Genomic DNA, 22,141 nt, shown 5'->3' with positions numbered 1-22,141 from the left:
AACAGTGAAAAGGACCTAACGGTCCTTTTTGAATATATTGCTAAACCTGTTTTCCATGTTTGACAGGTTGTGGTTGTTATCAGTACCCTCGTAATCAAGTCCTTCCTCCGTTTCAAACAAGGTTTCTAAGTTTTCAAGAGTTAAATGTTTCTTGTTTTTCTTATCAAACCGAATCAAATTATCCTTAATCTGGTTCTGGGATTGCAGGTGAGGGAATGCACTTGAAACCATTAGCTGATTGTAAAGTTGCTCGTAATGTTTTACCTGTTCCCGCAATAGCCGTATATCATCGTTTTTCTTTCTTAACTCCTCGCTGTGAACTTTTCTTCGATTGAGTTCCTCTTTCAGATTTATAGCTTCATTGTAGAGGTCATAGAATGCTGTTTCGATGAAAAGAAGTTCATTGATTATTTTGTTCTTATCGTTTTTGTAGATTTCAAAGATTTGTTCAATGTTTGGGAAGTAAACATCATCACTATCGGACAATCCGATTGACCGTGCAATAGGTTTATTTAATTCCTCGATCGTTTCAGAAATGCGTCTGCTCCATGTATTTCTTCCGATTCCGGTTTCCTTTTCCAAGAAAAGATAGGTCAGTTTTTTTCCTTTGAATTTATTTTTTATCTCTAACGCCAATTCTTTGAGCTGCTCGTCACTATAGTTGGACGGTCTGCCTTTTGTCGCAGCCCGTCCTTCTTGCGCCTTAGTCATATCTGCCTTCCTCCATCAATTTTGAATCAATCATTGCTTTTTGATTCATGCAGCTTATTAGCTTCATTGAATTTGTCTTCAATAATTCTTCAGAGCGAGGGTGAGTCGATAGGAGCGACGAACTGCACTGCTCCTTCATTATTAAAAGGACCTCATTCATACGCTGTTCACGCGCGGCGGAATAGTCCTGGAGCCATTCAATCCCTTGTTCGTATTGATCAATGTCCGGTTTAAAAACATAGTTGCTGCATGACCTGCAATCCTCTACACATGTGGTAGGGAAGATGTCGCTTTTTTCCTTACAATATCCAAAATCTACCTTTAACATATTTAAGGTGTCTTGGTTATCGTAAATCTTTCCTCTATCATATGCACCACGCCTCCAGCCAATAAATCCATGCGGCATAGTTTCGGAGAGCTTTCGTTCAAGTATATTTTGAGCGAGTATATAGACATATGATTGAGAAAAATGTTCTGCATGTGAGTAATAATTCTCCTGAGTGGCAATCACATCATGACCTGCCATTCTAGCGATGGAAAGCATATTGAAACCTTGTAAAAACATATTAATTATCGCAAAGTGCCTGGTATCTCCAGGTTTGATTCTCTCAAGGCTTGTTTCCGAATATAGTCCCTCAACGACCTCTTTATAGAACTCCTCCAATAAAACGTCGAAATTATATAGAGTCATTCTATTAAATGCCTGTCGTTTTGGTCTTTTCCTGAACATTTGATAAAAATCCCTTGGAAAAAGGTAGTGATCTTCAATGCCTAATTCAGCGAGCTTTATTTTGTATAAAGAGAAAAGTTGGTACGCTTTACGATCTATTTGGATTGAATCGTATTTGATCATTTTTTCTGGAGAATCATTTTCGTTCTTGATTCTCGGCACTTTAAGCCACAAGGAGCCATCAGACTTATGTTCCAGACAGTCCCTATTCATTAAAAGTAGCTCCGTAGGTCGCTGAGGCAAGATATTGGTAATAAGCCACCAAATCATAATTGGCATAAATTTCAGGGTCTGCTCGACCGGTTTTGTCTGAAAAAAATCATTTACGATATCATTGAATACTAAGACATCATGAAAGTGGGGCAAGTCTCTGCTCCCATATTTTGCGAAAGCGACAGTATTACAGATTGCCAGTATCTCCTCACCATGTTCACAGGGAAAGAAACTGATGAAGGTCTTCAACAAATTTGAAAGGGAATAAGCCCTCGGCGCTGCCATAGTTGACATCATGTGTTTAAGCTCATCTGTCCTTTTCAACCCGTTGGTAACCCTTATCGTCTTCTTAAGCAATTGCACTTCGTCGTAACACTTATGTGGACTTACCCCGGCGGATCTCCGTAAGGTGATAAAGGCTTTGACAGCTTGATTTAAGTCTCTGTATATTTCGATATCAAACTCTAGCCGAAAATCGTTAGCCTTTATCTTACACGGCATAATCCACACGTGATCGAGGAAAGAGTCCGCAACAATAAACCCATTTTCTTTTAATGCTGAAAATGTGATCAAAAATCGTTCATTTTCAGTTTCATCGAATTGAATTTGTTCCACAACACTTACCATTGCGTTTCCGAACAGTTCCTGAGACAGTTTTAATTCCAAGTTGTCCACCTTATTCAATATTAATTTTGTCGGATAGTTTGCTAAGATTATCGCGTACATGTTGGATTCTAATATACGCTTCAATATAATCCTCCCCGAAAAAGTTGATGCCTTCATCAAGTAGGGTTAATAAATTCATAAGAAAATACGATTCCTTCTTTCGAACAACATCATGCTCAGTGGTTTCGATTGATTTTATCAACCGGTCAAATTCTCCACTTAGTTCAATGAACAAATAATTTTTAGGGATGATGTTTGGGCATGAATAACACGAGTTCAATCTCGGATATTCACATGAAGGGGCAGTTAAACCTTGAGCGTGTTCGGTCTTTGAAGGCATTTCCCCTTTAAAAATTTTTACAAGTAGTTCTATCAGAGATTCCTTGCTCATTTTCGCCAATCGGGACATAACCGAATTTCGTTTTTGCCTAATCTGTAAAAGAAATTGAGCCCACCTTTCGGTGTCCGATGGACTGCCTAATTCAATTCGCAGTGTTGAAATTGCCTCTGTTTTTTCCTCCATGGTTCGGGGGACATCATCATTTTCAGTAGCCAATAGTATTAAAAAATTATAGAGCCAACCGAAATGCCCTCGCCTGAATAAGTTGGTGGATACTTGGTTCAGGCTTCCATCATCGTTTGTAGCTTGTACATAAATGCTCGTAGTTTCCGCCCTATTATGAGACCTTACCCTTTGAGTAAGCTCCAGCGCTATATCAGAATCTTGCCCATCCTCATCAGTTATGCTATAAAACAGGTACGTCATGGTACTGTTATTAAACTTTAAGCTTTTAAAGGGTTCGAGGGATGTATCAAATTTAAAAAATTCTTGATGCCGAGCCTTTCCAGAGGTAGCCACCGATTTATTTTTTCTCCCATGGAAAAATGAGTCAAGAAGAAATGATTGGGATGATTTTTGCCTATGTAATTCTGAAACAATCATTGCGGTAGATAAAGCTACAACCAGTGCGGGCTCTACTAAAAATGAAACAAACGCATTGGTTTTGCTCGTTCTAATTGAGCGAAAATGCAAATACAGCTGATTAATGACCTTCTGACACTGCGTTATTGTTAAAGCATTAGTATTGAACCAGTCAAAAGAATCAACCTGTATCGATGACAATTCAATATGAGGTGTATTAAATACAATGTCAGAAGCTCTCCATGCGTTTGTAAGGTGCATTATAGTAAATGCCCACATGTTTGCATAATGTTGATTATTTATGGCATTTGGCAAATGCAACGCAATTTCTTTCACATATATGTAGAAGGAAAAAAAAGCTTCAGGAGTGTAAATTTCCTTTTCCTTTTGAGTATTATTTTTCGCTTTGGAGACAACATACTTTTTTGGGACTGGAAGGTTTAAACTCGAATAACAATAGTTATAAAACGATACGAAAATTCGTTTGGAATGTTCGTTCTTCAAACGCTTAGCTAGAAGTTCATCTATATCACTAACATCCAGCTGATATAGATTTTTATCAAGAGTGCGTAAAATCTCGAACACAGACCTGTAATAATTGAAAAAGGTACGAATATGATTTGGAATACCCCTCAATTTGCCCAATTTAATCTTACAGAACTCGGCATATAAATCTTGGGTTTTCCTTAAATGAAAAGGCAAACAAAAGGTATTCATAAACTCTAAAATTTCTTCTAAAGCATCTTTACTCGTATAAATGTCCACCTTTTTTTTGTATCGCTGATGGGGAGTGGTCTCAATAAAGTGATTTGCCTCTTCAATTGGTATATAATAAACTCCTTTAACCTTTTGGGCATTTGGAAATAGCTGCTTATTTCTGACCTTAATCCTCAGCGTTTGCAATGACACACCAGTCTTTTCGGCTATCATTTTAAGTTGTAATGTATTGGCTGGTTTAGCAACTGCATTTCTTTTCTCACTCAAAGAAATACGACGTTGTTCCTTATAATCCTCGATTGACTGTATCGGAATCATCCACTTGGAGCGAACCTTAATAGCGCCCTTAATCTTGCCGCTATTTATTTGTTGGGATACCGTGCTTTTAGCCATATGTAACAATTCCGCAGCCTTTGTGGTATTCAAAAAACCCTCAAGCTCAGGCTTAATGATTTCAATTTTCTTTTTGCCTTTTACAAGGTCAAATACAAGGTTTAAATCCTTCGTATGGATATAAGGGGTACCTAAATGCAGAGTGTAAGGTATTTTCCGTTTCCAGTAGGAAAAATTGAAATCGAGTCCCAATTTTTCCTTTGCTTGGTTTATCCTCAAGTAATCATTGGGATTGAAACCGTCGAAAAAACCGATGCTTTGTTTAATATCTTTAATAGAATCCAATCTGAAAAGATATTTATCCTTGTATAGATTGAAATCCACAAGCAAGCCACTTTTAATGAATCTGAATATCTTCTCCGGACTGACATTAAGTATGTCACTCAATTGTTTAAGAGTTAAACAATCCGCTTCGTTCACATAACCACTAGATTTTTTTATTTGGTCTAAGGAATTTAGTGGGATATAGGCTTTGCCTCCATATTGTACGCCGCCCTTAATCCAACCTCGTTTAATCCAATTTAGATAAGTTTCATTACTGATATTGAACAACTCAAGAAATTCCTGAAGTCCCATGTACTCATCGGTATTTATATATCCAATGTTTACCTTTATCAATGGAATGGCTTCCTTTGGAATGAAAGATTTATCTTCAATATTAACGATTGAAGGTATTTTTCCTTCGGATATCCATCTATTAATGGTGCTATGGGAGACATTAAAAACTCTTGCGAGTTCTGATTGTGTAAGATATTCCGATCTGTTTTGCAAGGCTTTAATCCTCCATTTGTTGTTTGCGCTGTTCAATCAGTTTTGGGATATAAGCTTCGTGCAGCGTATTAAATTTTTGTTCTAATTTTTTTCGAATGCGCTCTGTCCGTGACATATAGGTTAGGGAAGAAATGAGGCTTTTATCTCCACGCGGAAATGCGATATCGTAAGGGTTCTCAGCCGCCTCTGCTAACATATTTGTAAAGGTTCCCCTTCCTATATGGGTAGACCAACTCATCGTGCTCAAATGGTGAGCAAGTAATTTATCCTCGATGTCACCGTATACTTTTAGGTAATTGAGAAAGCTTTTCTTTACCTTATCGAAATATTGACGATAACTACGCCCAGACATAGCTTTTCCATCCCTATTAATAAAAAGTGCGTTCGAATTATCCACGGGTTTGAACAATTGAAGATGATCATTAAATAAGGACTCTCCCCAATCTCTAATCTGAAAAATTCTTTGGTTTCTAGTGCGTTTTACATAATTGCTACCCGCACTATCCTTAAGATCCGAACGAAAATTTTGATCTGTTACCTCAAAAAGAAAATCTCCATTGGCAACTCGCCTCTTCACTTGGGTCCGTTTTAAATTGACCACTTCTCCCACTCGAAGCCCGCCGAATAACTGTAGATAAACTCCAAGTGCAATAGGTCTTGCTTCAATGATTGCAATTTCTAATAAAAGGGGGATGTATTTAAGAGGAAAAGAATGTTCAACTTTTGGCGCTCGATGGTCTGGGTAAATCACCTGAAAAGGGGACTCGTAATAGCTGAATCCTTGAAGGGTTTCCTTTTTCACAAACATGCTTTTATCAAGATCCCTTACGATTTCCTTATCGACTAACCAAAGATAAAAATAGGTGAGTGTCCTTTCGCTATCTTTTACTGCTTCCCTGGACTGTCCACCCGATGTCAGCGTATTAAGATAGTTAGTTCCGTCTGCTAATTGCACCTCGGACAGTGATCGAATGTCCATCCTCCGTCTGTTTATTAGTAAGTGATTGAGGAATTTAACAGTGTTTAAAGCATGCTTTTTTTGTGTATTGAACTTTCTTGTCTGCCAATAACGTAAAATGAACTCTGTTACAGGATGAATAATGTGGGTATCAGTAATAAGATTTTTTAACGCAATTACCGCAAACTGCTTTTTTATTATTTTCCCATCACTTAATTTTCCCCAATCAATCCAAACGGAGACCATGATAAATTTATAGTTTTGAAGGGGCATTATTGTAGATGCATTTAAATTGCCCATGTGTCCTCCAGCATTTATATTTATGTGCAACAATACCGTAAGGTAAGAAATGTAGATATGCAGCATTTTCTATAATATCATTGTGCGTACTTTTGTACAACGATTATTTGTGCAATTGCTAAAAAGTGTTGTTCTAATAAGCTATTAACCACATACTTTTGTACAAAATATTATTGTGCAATTAAATAGAGATATTTAAAAATGGATGGTTTTCGCTGTATCTGGACTAAATTTGAAGGAAAAGTAAGAATATATACTCGTCATAATAACGAGATCACGGGAAATTTCCCTGAGCTCCTATTACTTGATATAGAAGATGGAACCGTCTTAGATGGGGAAATCATTGTAACAGATGATGATGGTAAGCCGAATTTCGAGAAAGTTATGGAGAGGTTTAGAAGTAAGAAATCTCCACATGAAATCTCCTTTACCGTATTTGATATTCTGTACTATAAAGGGGAAAAGGTCACAGGCCTATCCTTGCTACAACGTAAAGAATTGTTGGAAAAGGTTATACCTTACGATACTCCGCTACTTACCAAAGTCCAGTGGACAAAAGGAAATGGTGTAGCTTACTTTAATCTAGTAAAAGAAATGGGATTGGAAGGGATTGTCTCTAAGAGAGAAAATTCTACCTATCACATAGATAAGAGAAGTGATGATTGGAAGAAAGTAATCAATTATCAGTATGATAACGTGTTAATCGGTGGGTTGCGAAAAGACCAATTTGGTTTACTTCTCTTATTTGAGGACAATAGGAAGTATGCTGGTATGATGGAGTTCATGCCTACTCCAAATCGAAAAGAGTTTTATCGTCAATACCGAGATTTTATCGTTGAAGAAAATGATAAGATGGTCTATTTAGACCCTAAAATGAAGATAAAAGTGAAGTATCGTAATTTGACTTCAAAAGGTCTGTTGCGTATACCATCATTCGTGGAATGGGGCGAATAAATGGCAAAACACATAGACCTCCCTCATTAATTAGAGGAAGGTCTACGTTTGGTCCTTAAAGATGAATACAACAAAACAACCATTCATCAAGAGTGCTATAAACACTTTTGATGTTTTTTTATTCTGTCCTTAATCATACTTTTTAACACCATTTTTGTTATATTTAAGGAGCATGTATGCGTTTATTTTCAACTTTTAGATGGATTGGCACCAAATTTGTTATAGATAATGCTTTAGAAGGGGAGGGACATAAGCAAAATGGATAAAGAAATGTTACCTGAAGAGGATAAAGAATTGGCCTTTCAATCCATCATTCTAAACTTGCTCATTACCGCCCTGGATCGTGACATTGAAAGTATTAATAATTCTAAGTTAAAACTGAAGAAGCAGCACGTACACTTCATGGAAAAGATACGTCAACGTATCCAAAAGGATTTAACACAAGTAAGAAAGGATATGGGCCGAAAAGGGATAAAGGTTTTTGCCATGGAGAACCAAAACGAAGATTTCGTTTCTTACCGATATTTAATTCGAGGATATGAAAGCCGTTTTAACTGCTTTAAACCAGCTCTAAAGATGCATACTGAAAAGCTACTATCAACCTATTATGAAATTGATTATGAGGACATAAGAAAGAGTGAGAAATAGTGAATACCTTTACACTACTAGGTTCGTTCTATCGTGAGGATGTAATAACGGACTTTTTAGCAAACCTTATTAATGAAGAGATAGCTTTTGCAGATTGGTTTATGAAGACCATCTGTGATACATATTTGTTAGATAATGAAAAAGTAAAAGCACGTACTCGTGTTGGATTAGGGAAGGGGATAGGTACTCCTGATCTTATCATCGAGAAAAAGAACGGTTTAGAAGAAACGAACATGATTATTGTCATCGAGAATAAGTTAGGAGCATTAGAAGGTGTAGAGCAAACGAACCGGTATGCGTCTGAACAAGGGAAGAATGCTCTAATTAAAGAGTTGAACCTAAAGAATGATGTACCATTTAAGTTCTTATTCCTAACTCTAGACCCTTACACTCCCGCTTCAAATAAAGAGTTCCAAAAGCAAGACTACCGAGCTTTCTTAGATGTAGACTGGAGCAATTATGTAAATCATCCTGTAGCGGAACTATTACTAAGAGATTACAGTAAATTACTTAATGATTTTTACCAACCCGTTCTCAACTGTAAGCCAACTGATTACATTGCAAAAACCACTGAGAAACTCAATGGATTACAGAAAAAATTAATTTGGATCAACATACTCCAACGAACAACTAAATTAAGTCATCTAACCATGACATTTGGGGAAGCTGGTGGGTCAGGACGTAGTACCGCAGTTTTTCTCTTCAGTAAAACAGGGTGGAAACAAGACAAATTTGATGGCAATATTTTACTTCCTACATCAGCTAATATTCACTTCGAGTTAGCAGTTAACTTGTTGGACTATAGTAACGTCAAAGATTTCCACCTACATTACGAACCGAATCCATACAAACCAAAAGATAGATACATTAATGTTAAGGGATACTCTGAGTACGACAAGTTAAGAGCAAAAAGAAGAGAAAAGTTCCATGAAGAAATAAAGAAGTTAACGTGTTATAACATACTAACTCCAAGAACTACTAGCAACTCATTTTTAAGAATCATTCTGAATGAAAATGAGAGGTTTGAGGAAGTAATTAATCAGATAGCGACAATCATGAACCAAATTACACCACTAATTGATGATATGATTAATGAATAGGGGGGAGTAGAGTAGTGGGATTCTTTAAAAGCAAAGAAGATATGTTTAATCACAGAGCAAACCGTTTTGAGCAGGAAGCTGACCGATATTCCTCAAAGGGGAAATACAAAAAAAGCAGATTGGGCTAAAAAACAAGCTGAAGATAATCGTGAAAAAGCTAACCAGTATAAAGGAAAAGATGGTTGGTAATAGAAAAACGCACCACGTGGCGGAACCTGTCCCCTAAAAACGCACCACCTATTCGGTAGGAGCTTAGTCTTTAATAACAAAATAAAAAGTAGTATGGGTACTGTCAAAAAGAAGGTACCTATACTACTTTTTCTCATTTTTCAAGCACTGGTAGAACAGAGGATAACCACTCAAGCAGTCTCTCTTTTGTATTTTTTCTAAGTTTCATAAAGGTTGTTTCATCTGTCATTAATCTGGATATAGTTGGCTGACTAACCTTAGATACTTTAGCCAACTGCCGGTCACTTAAGTCGAGCTTATCCTTCACGTTAGCTAGGATTCTAGGAGTCAAAGGGATATCGCCTTTGATAACAGATTCCACTTCACTTGCAACCGATAGGTAACTTTGTAGGGCCTGTACTTCCTCTTCCTCTACTTTGAAGAATGGTGCAATATTTTTAGGCGGGGTAATGATCACACGCTGCTTCAAGAAGTAGTCAAACAACCAACCTCTTTTATTTAGTTGTTCAGCATCCAACTCTCCATCAGGTGTTCCATATCTCCACGAACCGATAACCCCATCTTCTCTCAAATCCTCAAGGATACGAGTAAACTCTTCTAGAAAGACACTAGGCTTTTTCTTACGATTATCCGTAATTTCTAGTCCCATTACGCTCAGTAATCCTTTTTCACCGCTTATCGGATAAGAATACAATGATATCTGCTTTAGTTTCTTGTTTAAGTCCCAAGCTAAGTTCAAGTATCTTGTCAGTCTCTTATGATATACCTGATGTTTAAAGTGGTATTTAAGGGCCTGCTGCGACATTAACCGCATATTGCTTGTATCTGTATCTTCTTCTTCTAACAAAAGATTCTCCATCAAGATATTACCTGGTCGTACATAGACCTGTTCAAAGCCCAATGGTTCATCATTTTCGTAATACATCTTGTAATCCCCGATATAGAAGAGACTTTTGACTTCTTCTGTTTCTGAGATGTTTAAGACAACGCCTGTCTTGGGATCTACCTCTACGTCCTCAACTTTTCTACCTAAACTTAAAGTCAGGCTAAAGAGCTTTGTTAACTCTTGCATCGCTTTAATTCTTTTTTGCTTATGGTAAACAGGTGTGCCATCAGCAAGGTGTTTATGAGGTGTTTCTTGTCTAAATTGCAAGATATCATCAACCGTTAGGGAAATCATTCCTGAGCTGTCCTTCTGCTTCTGCTCTGTCCATAGTACACGTACCACGTCGAAAACGTCCCCGGTGTATTCATCAAGGTCCATAATGGTCTTACTCATTAATAAATTCCACTCAATACTCTTACTCTCTTCCTTTTTAATAAAAGGAGTAAGTTTTCGCTTTTCAACGAGACTAACCATTCCCTCTTCCGGATTTTCAATTTTTGACTGTGGGTAGGGATATACTTCCGACTCCTGAAAGTTATCTCTCGCGATTGCTTCTTGAATTCTATAATTGAACACGTAATTTTTATCTAGAATGAATTCTTCAGACAAAATATCTTCAATAAGTACTTTATTGTTTGATCGGATTGCCATACTATTTCACCTCAAACAAGCTATTTCTCTTATTCTATCATGCTTGAATCAATGTGTAATGGCTTTTACATATAGGATTAAGCACGTTATATTTCTTTATGAATCACTTTTGGATTTGGGACAACTTAGAGGATATAAGCATTACGTTTACATTAGAAACGTTGATAAATAGCGGTTTCTTAACATGACAAAGTGATTCATAAGGCAAGAGTATTTTTCTTATGAATCACTTTTTAAAACGGGACAACTTAGAGGATATAACTAATAACAATACTACAAATTCAACAGCAAAATCCTTATATATCAAGGTTTCACTAACATTTAGAGTGATTCATAAACTTTTTCTAATTTTTCATTATGAATCACTTTATAAAAAAGGACAACTTAGAGGATATTAACTCATGGTTTTTAACCACTAGTTTCCTTAAACGCATATATACCAAGGGTTTATCCATTATTCGTTGTGATTCATAAAGAAAATATCTTCATTCTCTTATGAATCATTTTTTCAAAAAGGACAACTTAGAGGATGTATTATGAATCACTCGGGACAACTTAGAGGATATAAAAAATCCCCAATCTCCCATATTTCCCTATAAATCAACATTATCTTCACTCTTTTTAATTACGCTTATGAATCACTAAGGACAACTTGGAGGAAGTTAAAAAAGATGAAAATTTTCTCAATCCCTTTCGTATCAGGACTTTAAATAGTATTCCAATATATCTCTTTCCCCTTATGAATCATTTGGTTTGTTAAAATACAACTTGTATTTGTTACCAATATGTCGAAATTATAGCAATTTTACCGAAGGGAGGGGATACGATGAATACAATTAAGACCATTAACGGGAAAAAGTTCTTTCAAGATGGACTAACCAAATTAAAATCATATCCGCTCCCAGCTTCGGCTATATGTACATATATCTTGTTTCATTTAGAGTGCGATGATTATGGACGAGTACAAGCAAATTCCTTTTCTTTAACAAAATTTTCTAAAATGACAGGGATTCCTTCCTCTACGTTATACGGGGGGATGGAAGCTCTGTTTCAACATGGTTTCTTACAGGAATTAATCATTAAGAATCAACCATACTATGAAATTATTGGTTATTCAAGATGGAACACTCCTGAATTCAATGGACAAGCTACTACTGAAGAAGGATTAAATTACTTCCGTATCCCTTACAAACTTACTGAAGGTTCAACATTAAAAAGGTTGGTATCTTCTAGAGATTCTTCCGGACTCATTATGCTCCTGGATCTTTTCAATACCTTTACTCGTGAGTTTAATATAAAGAGAGATAGAGCGGAAGAAGGCATCACTCGAAGAATGAGTTTCCTTAAGGATAGAATGAAGAAGACGGCCCTTAAAATTAGACAATGGGTTGAAATTGTTGAAAGTTTATTTATCTTTGAACCAGTAGGAATATCGGAGCGTAAGCCACGTAAAGACCGTTTAACTGTTCGAAAAAAGAATAACCCGGTACAGATTCTTATTGAAAAATTCAAAGTGACTATTAATCCTTCTATTATTGGGGAATTAGAAGATACATATGATACCAAACAAGTGGAAGCTGCTGTTAGAAAAGAAGTATCCCACAAGTTAGTTCTTGAGGGCATTAAACATAATAATAAGGACATCCGAGACATTCTTGCCTCTGTTAAACAGGAAGTTATCGATGTGATGAAGTATTATCATGCATCCATTCCAAGAAGGAATAAAGTGATATTTGATGTATTTAACTCTGCATTTGATCAATTTATTGATTACTACAAGGATAAAAAAGAGAACGATCCAGTAAATCAAGTCCGTTCTATTGGGGCATTTGTACGAAATAGTTTAATATCATCATTTAAGTACATATTAGATAATCCTTATCCTTATGCGGAGGAAGTACATCAAGCAATCGTCCATTATACGAATGAACATCGTAAATATCCTAATTTTATACAAAAAACGAAGTAATCAGCTCTGTTAAAAAATTTACGATTAACAGGGCTATTTCCCGTGTAGTCCATTCTTTCCTTTCTTTGGAGAGAGAGAAAATGTTACATAAATTAAACAAACCACCTCGACCATTGCGGTTTAAGGTGGTTTTTTCTTTGTATCTCTATTCGGTTGGTAACTTGTTGATATGTAGATAGTTGGTTTAACCTTATCTTAATAAGTTAGTATCTTGTTTGGTTGTCTGTTTAAAAGTGAATGATTGGTTTGTAAATTTGTATATAAATGAATACTACGATTCTTTATTGGAACAAAGAAGGGACGAAGCCAATAACACCAAGGTCTAAAGCTTTATTGGTTGATGCACTCTATTTCTTTTTATTGTATTTTTATATCTTCTTTTGTTATTACTATTCTAAAACCTGAAATTTATACTATTTATTTATTGGGTTTATACAGTTAAATGAAAATTAAAGGAAAATTCCATTATTATATACAGGTATCTAATCAGATATTTAAAACTTTGTTAAAATTAGAGATAAATAAATAGAATTAATCTCAATGGTATTTTGAAAGGAATGATCCTTAGTTGCTGAGGAAGATAAAAAACGGAGTAACAGATTTAATAAAGGTTATTTTGCTTTCTTTGGTTATTGCTGTTCCTATGTACATTATTGGAAATTTGTTCGAAATTGAAATACTCCAGTGGAATCACAGGGAAGAGTATAACGGAGAATACTACACACATAGTTCTGCCTTACCTTTAATATTAGGTTCTGCCATTTCAGCAAGTGTATTAAAGAAGTACGGCAAAATAAATAAAAATTAGAATCACATAAAGAATGATCCTTACTTTAAGTAAGGATCATTTCACTTTAACAGCAACTATTTTAAATCCGGCTTTCTTTCTTCGTTTCTCCAATTCTTTTAGAGCTTTTACTTCCTTTTCCCGCTGTTTCTTACTCATCCTTGCACCCTCCCATAACGCTCTCGTATTAGTTAGTCCCATTATGAACACATCAGGCTAGAAATATACAAAAATAGTTCTAAACCTTGTCCACCCCTCCATATACATCTAGTAAGAGTGGAAAAGTGGAAAAGTGACCTAAAGCTAACTACTAATATAGTGAAAGGTGGGGGAGAGAATGGACTATATCAATCCGTTGTTCAATAATATCGAGATAGCAAATGAGAAGAAACCTCCTACACCAAGTCAGTCAAAAAAAAAATTTTCAAAGAGAGCACTACGTTCTGATAAATGTCATAACTGCAAGTTTCCTGTTTCTCCAGTAATTCAAATGAAACTGAAAAGCTACCGAGCTGAAGCAGCAAGAATATATAAGTCTCAAAGAAAAGAGCCTTTAAGTCAGACTAAATTTAATACGGAATTGCTACGATATGGACTGAATAATGAACATATTTTATCCTGGCAGCATGATTACAAAGATACAAAAGTCTATATGCACACGAACCTTCTTGAAACGGAGTATATAGAAATAGGTGGTCCTCATGGTTTGGCCATTCGTAAAAATCTATCGGAACGTAAGATCGTGTATCAGGTCATGCTTTCAGTAATCAAGTGGTTAGAAGGAGGGGGAACGATTGAAAAAATCCTACAGTAGCAAAAATGTGTTACAAGAGAGGTTATCCGGTAGTACCGAAGAGAGAGGGTTCTTTAGTTATCTATTTAACAGTAGACCAACTATTGAGGTGAAGGTACCTTACTATGAATATTTAAGAGGAGAAGTCTTCTGTGACGATCTGCGGGATAATTTTGAATCTGAGGTTCCCTTTCACTTTGATGCTTCACATTTGATTTATCTTTTATACGAGGATTTTCTTAGACAAATTAAAATGGGAGCTAAGAATGAGCAAATAGCTAAATTTATTATGTTGGGTAAAAAGAATTACTTTCGGAAGAGGATTCAAGAGAAACAGATTATGAAACCTATTTCTAAGTACGTATTTGAATTTGAAACGGTAGAGGAAGAGGGTATAGAAGAAACACATTCTGAGGACGCAAAAATGGCTTATATAACAATTAGAATGAAAAAATCAGAGCTACTTAGAGCGGAAGTACTATTACACGATTTACAGCCTTATATGAGTTCTGGTGAAAGTGTAACCGTTGAGGAAGTCATTGCTATAGTCTTTCTTAATTTCATTGAAATGATTAAGAAGGAAGGTAACACATTGAAATTGCAAAAATCTATACTAACTCATCTTAAATAGTTCTAGTCAAGTATTGTATTAGAACGAGACGTAAAGAAGGTAGATGAGAAACATACTACGTCTCTTTTAAATGTTCTATAGTGTCCCAACCAGACAGAAAAGCAAGCTCCTTTTAATTAGGAGCTTGCTTTTCTGTCTAGTTGCAATTCATAGCTGTACATTAAGTATATGAGAAATCGTTTAGATTATTGCATGTTTGCTTCAATTAATTTGAATATCAATAATGTTTCTTAGTTCAATCTGTGTCCATTGATTAAAGGAATTTACTACACGTATGTACTTGATTTCCTCGTTCATATAGTGAATCATACCCTTTGTTATCTCATATCGAGACTTTTTATAGTATGTTACGGTTGCCTCTAAACTGAATTCCATGCACTCATATATGAGTAGATCTAAGTTTTCAAGATGTTGTTCATCCAGTTCTGGCATCTTCACATCGTCTTGCTCTTTATTCATCTGCTTAATACTTGAGATTTGTTCAGGCATGAATGCTACAGGTCTAAACTTCATTAATCCACGATCCCTAAGCATAAAATCAACCTCTCTAATAAGAACTTTAGTTCTTATTAGAAATGCCTAAAATTCGATTTTTACAACAGTAATAAAATTTATTTAATACTCAGCTTATTATTTCTACGGAATATTAAGCTAAATCCCCCTGAAACTCCGAACGATAATCCTAGAGCAACTGAGAAGGCAGTTAGAAGGTTCAATGACGATTTAAACATAGCATTAATTATGATACCAATAATAAAAAATATAAGGAAATTAGTTATAAATCTAAAAGTAAATGGTTTTAATTGCATAAACTTTTCCTCGTCGAACTAATATTCTGAAGAGATTACCAGTTTTTAGAAGAATCTGCTATGAGAAAGTAGAGATGCCTTCTAATACATGGAGAAAAAACAAATTTTTTCTTTTTCTATTGTGAAAATTTACAATAACGAGTTTTCTTTATTGGTAGCCTATTGTCAACAGATTGTTACATACGGTCTTGTTAAATCAATATCGATCCGAGGAGAGAAAAGGAATGAAAAAGACAAATAAGCTAATTATGACCGGGGTTATTGCAGGAGCTCTCCTATTGCCAACAGCTGTAGGTGCAGCAACACCAACGTTAAAGGACGCATTTACTAATTTTGAAACTTATTGTGTTTCATACTCAAAAAATTTAACTGCATCTACTACGAGTGAAATCAACGCTTATAATAAGCAACTTTTTGAAATACAAACAAAAGAGTCAAGAATTGATGTAGCGACTAACAGTAATATTAAAGCTGTTACTGAAGAGTTTGAACGGAAAATTAAAATGGTCAAGGATAAAGGTTTAACAACGAAAGATGCTGTTCTTCAAACTCAACTTCAATATGAAATCAAACTATTAGAAGCGGAAAGAACACGAAAATTAAATGAATTGGCATCCAATGAAAAGCTTGAACTAGAGAGGTTAAATACACAACGTAGCGTCATTGCAGCAAAAAAAGATAATGTAAAAAAGAATGAGCAAGAGAACTTGAGCATTATTTCAAGGATTTATAGCTTTTTCTCACCTTTCAAACCAACAAAATAATACGAAAAGCTTCTTTCACTGTGACTTTGCAGTAAAAGGAGCTTTTTTTAATAAAGGGGATGGATTCCTAATTTGGTACTAGAGCCTGGAAAGAGACTGTATTAAGCTAACTAGGAAATATAAGTAATGGTGCAATGGGAATTACCCATTTTTAATTAAGTTAAAGGAAAGAGGTTTTACATTTTCTTAACCTGAAAAGCTTATTGACTACCCTATAAGGGAGTTTATTGGCCATGTATCAAAAATTTTAAAACAACCACTCAAATTGAAGTAAAATAAAATGGTTAAGGAATAAAAGTGAATCCTTTTCTCTTATAGATATGTCTAACCAAACAGGATAATTAATGGGTATTTAGCCCACACACCGCTTCAAAAATTCTATGTTATAATGAAGGAAATACAATTGAATAGGCTTTCGAGGGAAGGTCTGCTCACCCCACAAGAGAAAGGGGGTGAGTAAATGGTGTCCATACAAGACGCATTAACCTTGGCAATTAACTTTGGTATGTTTACGTTAACATTTGTCGGAGTAGTCGTAGCAATTGTGACACTTGTGAAAAAAGACAAATAGACCTTCCTTTTCGAACCTGAGAAATTCAAAGGAAGGTCTATCTCAATGATACCTGAGCCGATTGCCCCGAAAGGCAAATTCATTGTTTTACATCAGAGGTGTTACCAGCACCTTTGATGTTTTTTTTATTATATCCATTATAACACATTCATACTAAAATTATAAATTACTTATCAATTGCTTTATAAACCCTTATAAAACCCTTCTAATTTCCTTTTTGAATGTTTGGCACCTATAATGCTAAAAATAATTAAATATGGAAGAATAAAATTGCCATAGGCTGTTTCCAAACTATGTAGAGTCAGATGTTAACTCTAAGGACACTCCAAATAAAATATATAGCAAAGATCCTGTTAATTAAATCATTGATATAAGGGTACGAATAGTTTCCATGCTGCTCATGTGGAAAACATGAGTGATTCGGATAAGGCTAGTCCTGCGAATGTCTATGCTTTCCAGAGAGGAAGAAGGGAAGGGGAAAAGCATGCATTATCTGTTTTTTGGCCGTTCTAGTCCGAATCTGAACCTCAATTAGCCGATATGTTCCTAGCATTGTTTACGTAAAGGGAAAAAAGTCAATAATGCTGTTATATATTAGTAGAGTGAGGGGATTAATATGGGGAAGCGAGTTTCAATGGATGAGTTACCAGTTGAACTTCAAAAAGTATTTAAAGAGTACTGTAGTATATATCCTTATTTATTATTAAACGTAGTAAAGTGTACGCACAGTGAAATTCCATTACAAAAGGGAAAGGATCACCACTATCAGATTTATGCTAGTGGAAAAGAGGGCTCATTTGTTATTTTTCATTTACCTATATTAGATGTTCCAAACTATGAATCTAAAGTAGAGACCACTTTTTTCACCTTAGATGATTTGAAAGTATTTTTCCTTGATTCGGAGGAGGGAAGGGAAACGTTAGATAAATTAACTTCAGCAATCCTTTGAGGCTAGTTAAAGGAGAATTTCTAATAAAAAGAAAAAGCGGATGTACTCACCATAATGAGATATCCGCTTTTTTCTATTCTAATCTTCAACCATCTTAATAAGGTCAGTTACCACTTTAGGATATAGTTCTTGTCGTAACTCTTGTAGCTGTCTAGATTTCTTTAAACCAATGATAGCTAGAGCAATAAAGACAACCAACACCATAAGATAAAACACTAAGAAGGGGATATCAGTAATCGATAGATTAAGTATGTAAAAAGCGGTATATCCCAAAACAAAGATTGACCATATATCTGTGATCTTTTTGTACACGTTAAGAGTATGTTCCTTAGCCATATAAAGTTCAAATAAGTTATGTTCATTTTTTCTTTTGCATTTCCAATTGGCTTCAGCTGTTTTCATGCTCTGATAAAATTTCTTCAGTTCTGTTTCTTCCAGAGAAGGTTTCACTTTATTTGCTTCAGAAAAGCGAATTTTCCGGGCCATACTTTCAATTTCTTCTTTGTTCTCTTCTCTAAACTCCTCTTGCCATATCTTATCTTCTAATTGTTTGATTCTGCGATTAATGCCCAATAAACCGGTTAGGGTGTAGGTTGCTATAGACAAGCAGACGATAGAAACAAAGAGAGAATAAGTGTCATTGTTGTAACTCGGATTAACGATAGTATTTATGTATAATAGCAATGCTGCGATTCCAATTATAAAAAATATAAGAAATAGCCTTTTTGTACTGAAATATATCATTCTATTTCTCCATTCAATGTAATCTTTAATTTATAAAAATACTGTTTAAGCCCTTTTAAAACACGTTTAAATTCCCAATACGTCAAAAAGAAACAAACACCAAATAAAGAACTATTATTAAAACTGCAATTAGATTACTATCATGGTGTAAACCCACATCCTCAAACTTTTTTAAACGATATATTCTGTACGCTTTATTCTGATCCTCCACGAATTCAATTTATCTACTACGGCCAAGCCGTTTTTTCAAAAAATGTTGCCGTTTATTTATATTTCGGATCCTTCTAGCGCCTTCATATTCACCAAAGAGTTTATTTCGTATAGTCCGGTAATGTTGAATACTATTTAATTCAATTACAACTAGTGGGTAATTATTTTGACAAATGAAAATAGAAATTTAGACATTCTTGAAAAAAAGTATTTTTTGCACAAAATCTCGACATTTTTATTCTACTATACATGTGTGATTAATTGTTAAAGTGGATCTGATACTAACACTAAAGAATTAAAGGTAACTAAAGTATTTAGTTACCTTTATTATTGGTCCGTATTTATTAAATATTTTACCTAGTATCTAGCCAAAAGAGTTAGAAGAAAGTATTGCTTTTTTGATTATGTTTGAGAAAAAAAAGGCACAGTTGAATGTGTGAAAAAATGAACCTGAAAGATAGAAAATTTGCAGAATTTATGCAGTTTAGGGTGATTACGACCAGGGTAAAAATGGTCTTATGTGCTTAAAAGCGTTTTAGGAAGTTAAGGGAACTGACATTAGCAGAACGAACCAAAGATATATCTTTCTGAATTGGTAGAAAGTAAATCTCAATTGGGTCGATAATATAGAAACGTAATCTATCAAGTCAACTTAGAATTAACTGAATTAGGAGGTCGGTGTTTGTAAATGAAGCTAAACCAGCTTATGTCCCCTTTAATTGAAACTGAAATCAAACCTGATATTGAAATCAATAGTATTCAATTTCAATCAAGTTTGGTTCAAAAGGGAGATATTTATATAGCAATAAGGGGATTCACCAATGATGGACACAAGTATATTGGTGAGGCCATTTCAAAGGGAGCTTCGGCAATCGTTGGAGAAGAAGACCTTTTATCTTTGCCGGTACCATATTTTCGCGTGGCTGATTCCAGGGAAGCGTTAGGAAGGTTAGCAGCAAGCTTTTATAACTTTCCAGCGAAAAAGCACAGAATGATAGGAATAACTGGGACTAATGGCAAGACCACAACGGCCTATATGGTGAAATATATATTACAATATGCAGAAAAGTCTTGTTCTTTGATCAGTACAGTCTCCAATTACATAAATGGGCAGGAGTTAGTTTCCACCGCAACGACCCCCAGTTCATTGGAGTTAAACAAGTTATTAAGTTTAAGTAATGATGAAAGTGTAGTTATGGAGGTTTCCTCACATGGTCTTGATCAAAAACGGGTTGAGGGTATTGAATTTGAGTTTGGTCTTTTTACGAATCTGACTCATGATCATTTGGATTATCATAAGGACCTTAACGAGTATTTTGAAACCAAATCTAAACTGTTTGATTGCTTGGGATCCAATGGAGCAGCAATCATAAATTCTCGTTGTCCCTGGGGTTTAAAGATGATTGAAAGACTCAGATGTAGAGAGATACCTGTTTACACGTTCGGACAACAGGCAACGGATGATCTTCAGTTACTGACTTTCAATGAACAGCTAGACTCCGATTTCATCATTCAAGAAAAAGGGAAAGATGAGATATGGAACATTAAATTATCCATGCCGGGAGCCTACAATAGAGAAAATGCAATGGCCGCCATCCTGTTGGCTCTACGAAAGGGAGTCGGTATGAAATTGATTTGTGAAGCACTCGAAACTTTCCCAGGGGTTCCTGGACGCTATGAAGTTTATCAACATCATTCGGGTATATCTTTTGTAGTTGATTATGCACATACACCGGATGGGATGGAGAACTTCTTGGAAACAGTTAAGAGACGGGAAAATAAAAAATTAATTCATATTTTCGGATTCAGAGGAAACAAAGACGTTTCGAAGAGAAAACAAATGATGGATATATCCTCATTCTACTGTGATGAGATCATTTTGACTTTTGACGATTTAAACGGTGTGTCAGCTAAAAAAATGAAGACAGAATTGAACGAATTAGCCGTTAAGTGGGGAAAGGGAAAGGCACGTATAATAACGGATAGGACGAGTGCTATTGAGTATGCGTGGGAACATGCTGATAAAAATTCTTGCATTATTATAACCGGGAAGGGGCCTGAATCCTATAAGGAGGATTTCTCTTTGCCTACTGATACTGATGCTGATACAATTAAATATTTATTTACAAAGAAAGTTAAATTTATTGAGCGATAGAATTTGACTGATGGCCTTAAGCCTAATGATAGACAGTATGTATTTAAAAAAGCTAATCATGCTGTCTTTGTTTATCTTGATAGGCTTAACAAGAATATTAATACACTTTTCGTTTTGGAAGGATGAAGAAGATAAGATGGGGTGGGGAATATACGAAAATCATTCTTACGTTCGCTAATATTTTCACAGTGTATGTTTTTACTTTCACTGCCATTTTTGATGCAATTATTCATGTATCTACATGAAGTCGTTATCCTGGTTATTTGGATCGGAATCACTTTACTTGTATACTTTATTGTATGCTTTGTTAGAAACGAGAAGATGGTTGTATCCTTGTATATTATTTTTCTACTATTAATTGTTTATTCAGCCAGTCTGGGGCTGCTTCTTTTTAATCGACCGACTGAACAATATTATGGAAATTTTAATTTAATACCGTTTAGTACCATTCAATTTTATTTTTCAGGCAAGGTAAACCCATTTATTTCATTTTATAATTTAGCAGCTAATGTATGTTTGACCATTCCCTTTGGTTTATTTTTAATGATTAGGAGAGAAAAGCATAATTTTTCCGTTTTGAATATTATATTTAGTCCTCTTATTTTTATCTCTATAATTGAAGTCCTTCAATATTTCTCCCACCGTGGAAACCTTGACATTGACGATTTGATTCTAAACTTTACAGGAGTATTAATTGGTTTTTTAATTTACCCTGTTTTTAAACGAGTGGTTCAAATAAAGTAGAAATATTGGTTTAAGAGGTTGAATTTATTAGTTTACTAGTGTAACTCGGCTTGGTTATTTTTATTGCGAAATAAGTTATAAGGAGCATTCCTGTTAGAAGGATTTTTGGGGACTTGAACAAAAAAGAGCCCTCTTGGTATGATACGGGGTGTCAAATCTGCACGAATTGACCCCTAACTTAGGTAACCAAGGAGGACTCCACATTG

General features: G+C 35.2%; 19 protein-coding genes. 12 read left to right on the top strand and 7 right to left on the bottom strand.

The window, feature by feature from the left end; translation table 11 throughout:
* Positions 1-15: 15 nt before the first annotated feature.
* Genes ACFFHF_RS16550 through ACFFHF_RS16535 form a run of 4 tightly spaced genes read right to left on the bottom strand, consistent with a single transcriptional unit; the run spans position 16 to position 6,381 of the window.
* A complete protein-coding gene (locus ACFFHF_RS16550) occupies positions 16-711 on the bottom strand; it encodes a hypothetical protein (protein WP_009336149.1) in 696 nt (231 codons plus the stop codon).
* Positions 704-2,329 carry a site-specific integrase gene (locus ACFFHF_RS16545; protein ID WP_377058641.1) on the bottom strand — a complete coding sequence of 542 codons (1,626 nt, stop codon included), beginning with the start codon at positions 2,327-2,329 and terminating at the stop codon, positions 704-706. Before ACFFHF_RS16545 ends, ACFFHF_RS16550 begins: the two co-directional genes overlap by 8 nt.
* A gap of 1 nt (position 2,330) precedes the next feature.
* The gene (locus tag ACFFHF_RS16540; RefSeq protein WP_377058620.1) at positions 2,331-5,123 is read right to left on the bottom strand and encodes a helix-turn-helix domain-containing protein; all 2,793 of its coding nucleotides are present in this window, start codon (positions 5,121-5,123) and stop codon (positions 2,331-2,333) included.
* Between the two features lie 4 nt (positions 5,124-5,127).
* Positions 5,128-6,381, bottom strand: a complete 1,254-nt coding sequence (locus tag ACFFHF_RS16535; RefSeq protein ID WP_009336155.1) for a site-specific integrase — start codon at positions 6,379-6,381, stop codon at positions 5,128-5,130.
* Positions 6,382-6,582: 201 nt separating this feature from the next.
* Here ACFFHF_RS16535 and ACFFHF_RS16530 point away from each other — a divergent pair, with 201 nt between their 5' ends.
* The 3 genes from ACFFHF_RS16530 (at position 6,583) to ACFFHF_RS16520 (ending at position 9,083) form a co-directional block, all read left to right on the top strand.
* Positions 6,583-7,335: an ATP-dependent DNA ligase gene (locus tag ACFFHF_RS16530; protein WP_377058619.1), complete on the top strand. Its 753-nt coding sequence runs from the start codon at positions 6,583-6,585 to the stop codon at positions 7,333-7,335.
* A gap of 258 nt (positions 7,336-7,593) precedes the next feature.
* On the top strand, positions 7,594-7,983 hold the full coding sequence (locus ACFFHF_RS16525) for a YhjD family protein (protein WP_160548462.1): 390 nt from the start codon (positions 7,594-7,596) through the stop codon (positions 7,981-7,983).
* Complete coding sequence (locus ACFFHF_RS16520) at positions 7,983-9,083, top strand: PDDEXK-like family protein (RefSeq protein WP_377058618.1); 1,101 nt, start codon at positions 7,983-7,985, stop codon at positions 9,081-9,083. Before ACFFHF_RS16525 ends, ACFFHF_RS16520 begins: the two co-directional genes overlap by 1 nt.
* 322 nt (positions 9,084-9,405) lie before the next feature.
* Here the strand turns inward: ACFFHF_RS16520 and ACFFHF_RS16515 are convergent, their stop codons facing one another.
* Positions 9,406-10,809, bottom strand: coding sequence for a hypothetical protein (locus ACFFHF_RS16515; RefSeq protein WP_160548463.1), 1,404 nt, complete (start codon positions 10,807-10,809; stop codon positions 9,406-9,408).
* A gap of 826 nt (positions 10,810-11,635) precedes the next feature.
* On the opposite strand from ACFFHF_RS16515, the gene ACFFHF_RS16510 reads away from it, so the two are divergent.
* The 4 genes from ACFFHF_RS16510 to ACFFHF_RS16495 all read left to right on the top strand — a co-directional run bounded on the left by ACFFHF_RS16510 (position 11,636) and on the right by ACFFHF_RS16495 (position 14,989).
* On the top strand, positions 11,636-12,778 hold the full coding sequence (locus tag ACFFHF_RS16510) for a hypothetical protein (protein ID WP_160548464.1): 1,143 nt from the start codon (positions 11,636-11,638) through the stop codon (positions 12,776-12,778).
* A gap of 568 nt (positions 12,779-13,346) precedes the next feature.
* On the top strand, positions 13,347-13,586 hold the full coding sequence (locus ACFFHF_RS16505) for a hypothetical protein (protein ID WP_160548465.1): 240 nt from the start codon (positions 13,347-13,349) through the stop codon (positions 13,584-13,586).
* A gap of 316 nt (positions 13,587-13,902) precedes the next feature.
* Positions 13,903-14,379, top strand: a complete 477-nt coding sequence (locus tag ACFFHF_RS16500) for a hypothetical protein (protein ID WP_160548466.1) — start codon at positions 13,903-13,905, stop codon at positions 14,377-14,379.
* Positions 14,360-14,989 carry a hypothetical protein gene (locus ACFFHF_RS16495; RefSeq protein WP_160548467.1) on the top strand — a complete coding sequence of 210 codons (630 nt, stop codon included), beginning with the start codon at positions 14,360-14,362 and terminating at the stop codon, positions 14,987-14,989. Before ACFFHF_RS16500 ends, ACFFHF_RS16495 begins: the two co-directional genes overlap by 20 nt.
* Before the next feature lie 201 nt (positions 14,990-15,190).
* On the opposite strand, the gene ACFFHF_RS16490 is transcribed toward ACFFHF_RS16495, so the two are convergent.
* Positions 15,191-15,523, bottom strand: a complete 333-nt coding sequence (locus tag ACFFHF_RS16490) for a YolD-like family protein (RefSeq protein WP_160548468.1) — start codon at positions 15,521-15,523, stop codon at positions 15,191-15,193.
* Between the two features lie 499 nt (positions 15,524-16,022).
* Here ACFFHF_RS16490 and ACFFHF_RS16485 point away from each other — a divergent pair, with 499 nt between their 5' ends.
* From ACFFHF_RS16485 to ACFFHF_RS16475, 3 genes are all read left to right on the top strand, one after another.
* The gene (locus ACFFHF_RS16485) at positions 16,023-16,562 is read left to right on the top strand and encodes a hypothetical protein (protein ID WP_160548469.1); all 540 of its coding nucleotides are present in this window, start codon (positions 16,023-16,025) and stop codon (positions 16,560-16,562) included.
* 460 nt (positions 16,563-17,022) lie between these two features.
* Positions 17,023-17,133, top strand: coding sequence for a putative holin-like toxin (locus ACFFHF_RS16480; RefSeq protein WP_377058617.1), 111 nt, complete (start codon positions 17,023-17,025; stop codon positions 17,131-17,133).
* 616 nt (positions 17,134-17,749) lie between these two features.
* Positions 17,750-18,082 carry a hypothetical protein gene (locus ACFFHF_RS16475; protein WP_160548470.1) on the top strand — a complete coding sequence of 111 codons (333 nt, stop codon included), beginning with the start codon at positions 17,750-17,752 and terminating at the stop codon, positions 18,080-18,082.
* A gap of 78 nt (positions 18,083-18,160) precedes the next feature.
* Here the strand turns inward: ACFFHF_RS16475 and ACFFHF_RS16470 are convergent, their stop codons facing one another.
* A complete protein-coding gene (locus ACFFHF_RS16470; protein WP_160548471.1) occupies positions 18,161-18,826 on the bottom strand; it encodes a hypothetical protein in 666 nt (221 codons plus the stop codon).
* 898 nt (positions 18,827-19,724) lie between these two features.
* On the opposite strand from ACFFHF_RS16470, the gene ACFFHF_RS16465 reads away from it, so the two are divergent.
* Positions 19,725-21,191, top strand: a complete 1,467-nt coding sequence (locus tag ACFFHF_RS16465) for a UDP-N-acetylmuramoyl-L-alanyl-D-glutamate--2,6-diaminopimelate ligase (RefSeq protein WP_160548472.1) — start codon at positions 19,725-19,727, stop codon at positions 21,189-21,191.
* A 231-nt stretch (positions 21,192-21,422) separates the two neighbouring features.
* Positions 21,423-21,935, top strand: coding sequence for a VanZ family protein (locus ACFFHF_RS16460; protein ID WP_160548473.1), 513 nt, complete (start codon positions 21,423-21,425; stop codon positions 21,933-21,935).
* Positions 21,936-22,141: the final 206 nt, after the last annotated feature.

This window comes from Robertmurraya beringensis (assembly GCF_042433785.1).
GTDB lineage: Bacteria > Bacillota > Bacilli > Bacillales > Cytobacillaceae > Robertmurraya_A > Robertmurraya_A beringensis.
This window is presented reverse-complemented; position numbering and strand designations above follow the sequence as displayed.

Bases quoted from the DNA above. Each gene is read 5' to 3' on its own strand.
- ACFFHF_RS16525 (WP_160548462.1), top strand. From the start codon at position 7,594: ATGGATAAAGAAATGTTACCTGAAGAGGATAAAGAATTGGCCTTTCAA.
- ACFFHF_RS16490 (WP_160548468.1), bottom strand. From the start codon at position 15,523: ATGCTTAGGGATCGTGGATTAATGAAGTTTAGACCTGTAGCATTCATG.
- ACFFHF_RS16530 (WP_377058619.1), top strand. From the start codon at position 6,583: ATGGATGGTTTTCGCTGTATCTGGACTAAATTTGAAGGAAAAGTAAGA.
- ACFFHF_RS16550 (WP_009336149.1), bottom strand. From the start codon at position 711: ATGACTAAGGCGCAAGAAGGACGGGCTGCGACAAAAGGCAGACCGTCC.
- ACFFHF_RS16510 (WP_160548464.1), top strand. From the start codon at position 11,636: ATGAATACAATTAAGACCATTAACGGGAAAAAGTTCTTTCAAGATGGA.
- ACFFHF_RS16465 (WP_160548472.1), top strand. From the start codon at position 19,725: ATGAAGCTAAACCAGCTTATGTCCCCTTTAATTGAAACTGAAATCAAA.
- ACFFHF_RS16470 (WP_160548471.1), bottom strand. From the start codon at position 18,826: ATGATATATTTCAGTACAAAAAGGCTATTTCTTATATTTTTTATAATT.
- ACFFHF_RS16500 (WP_160548466.1), top strand. From the start codon at position 13,903: ATGGACTATATCAATCCGTTGTTCAATAATATCGAGATAGCAAATGAG.
- ACFFHF_RS16475 (WP_160548470.1), top strand. From the start codon at position 17,750: ATGGGGAAGCGAGTTTCAATGGATGAGTTACCAGTTGAACTTCAAAAA.
- ACFFHF_RS16480 (WP_377058617.1), top strand. From the start codon at position 17,023: ATGGTGTCCATACAAGACGCATTAACCTTGGCAATTAACTTTGGTATG.
- ACFFHF_RS16515 (WP_160548463.1), bottom strand. From the start codon at position 10,809: ATGGCAATCCGATCAAACAATAAAGTACTTATTGAAGATATTTTGTCT.
- ACFFHF_RS16535 (WP_009336155.1), bottom strand. From the start codon at position 6,381: ATGGGCAATTTAAATGCATCTACAATAATGCCCCTTCAAAACTATAAA.
- ACFFHF_RS16460 (WP_160548473.1), top strand. From the start codon at position 21,423: ATGTATCTACATGAAGTCGTTATCCTGGTTATTTGGATCGGAATCACT.
- ACFFHF_RS16485 (WP_160548469.1), top strand. From the start codon at position 16,023: ATGAAAAAGACAAATAAGCTAATTATGACCGGGGTTATTGCAGGAGCT.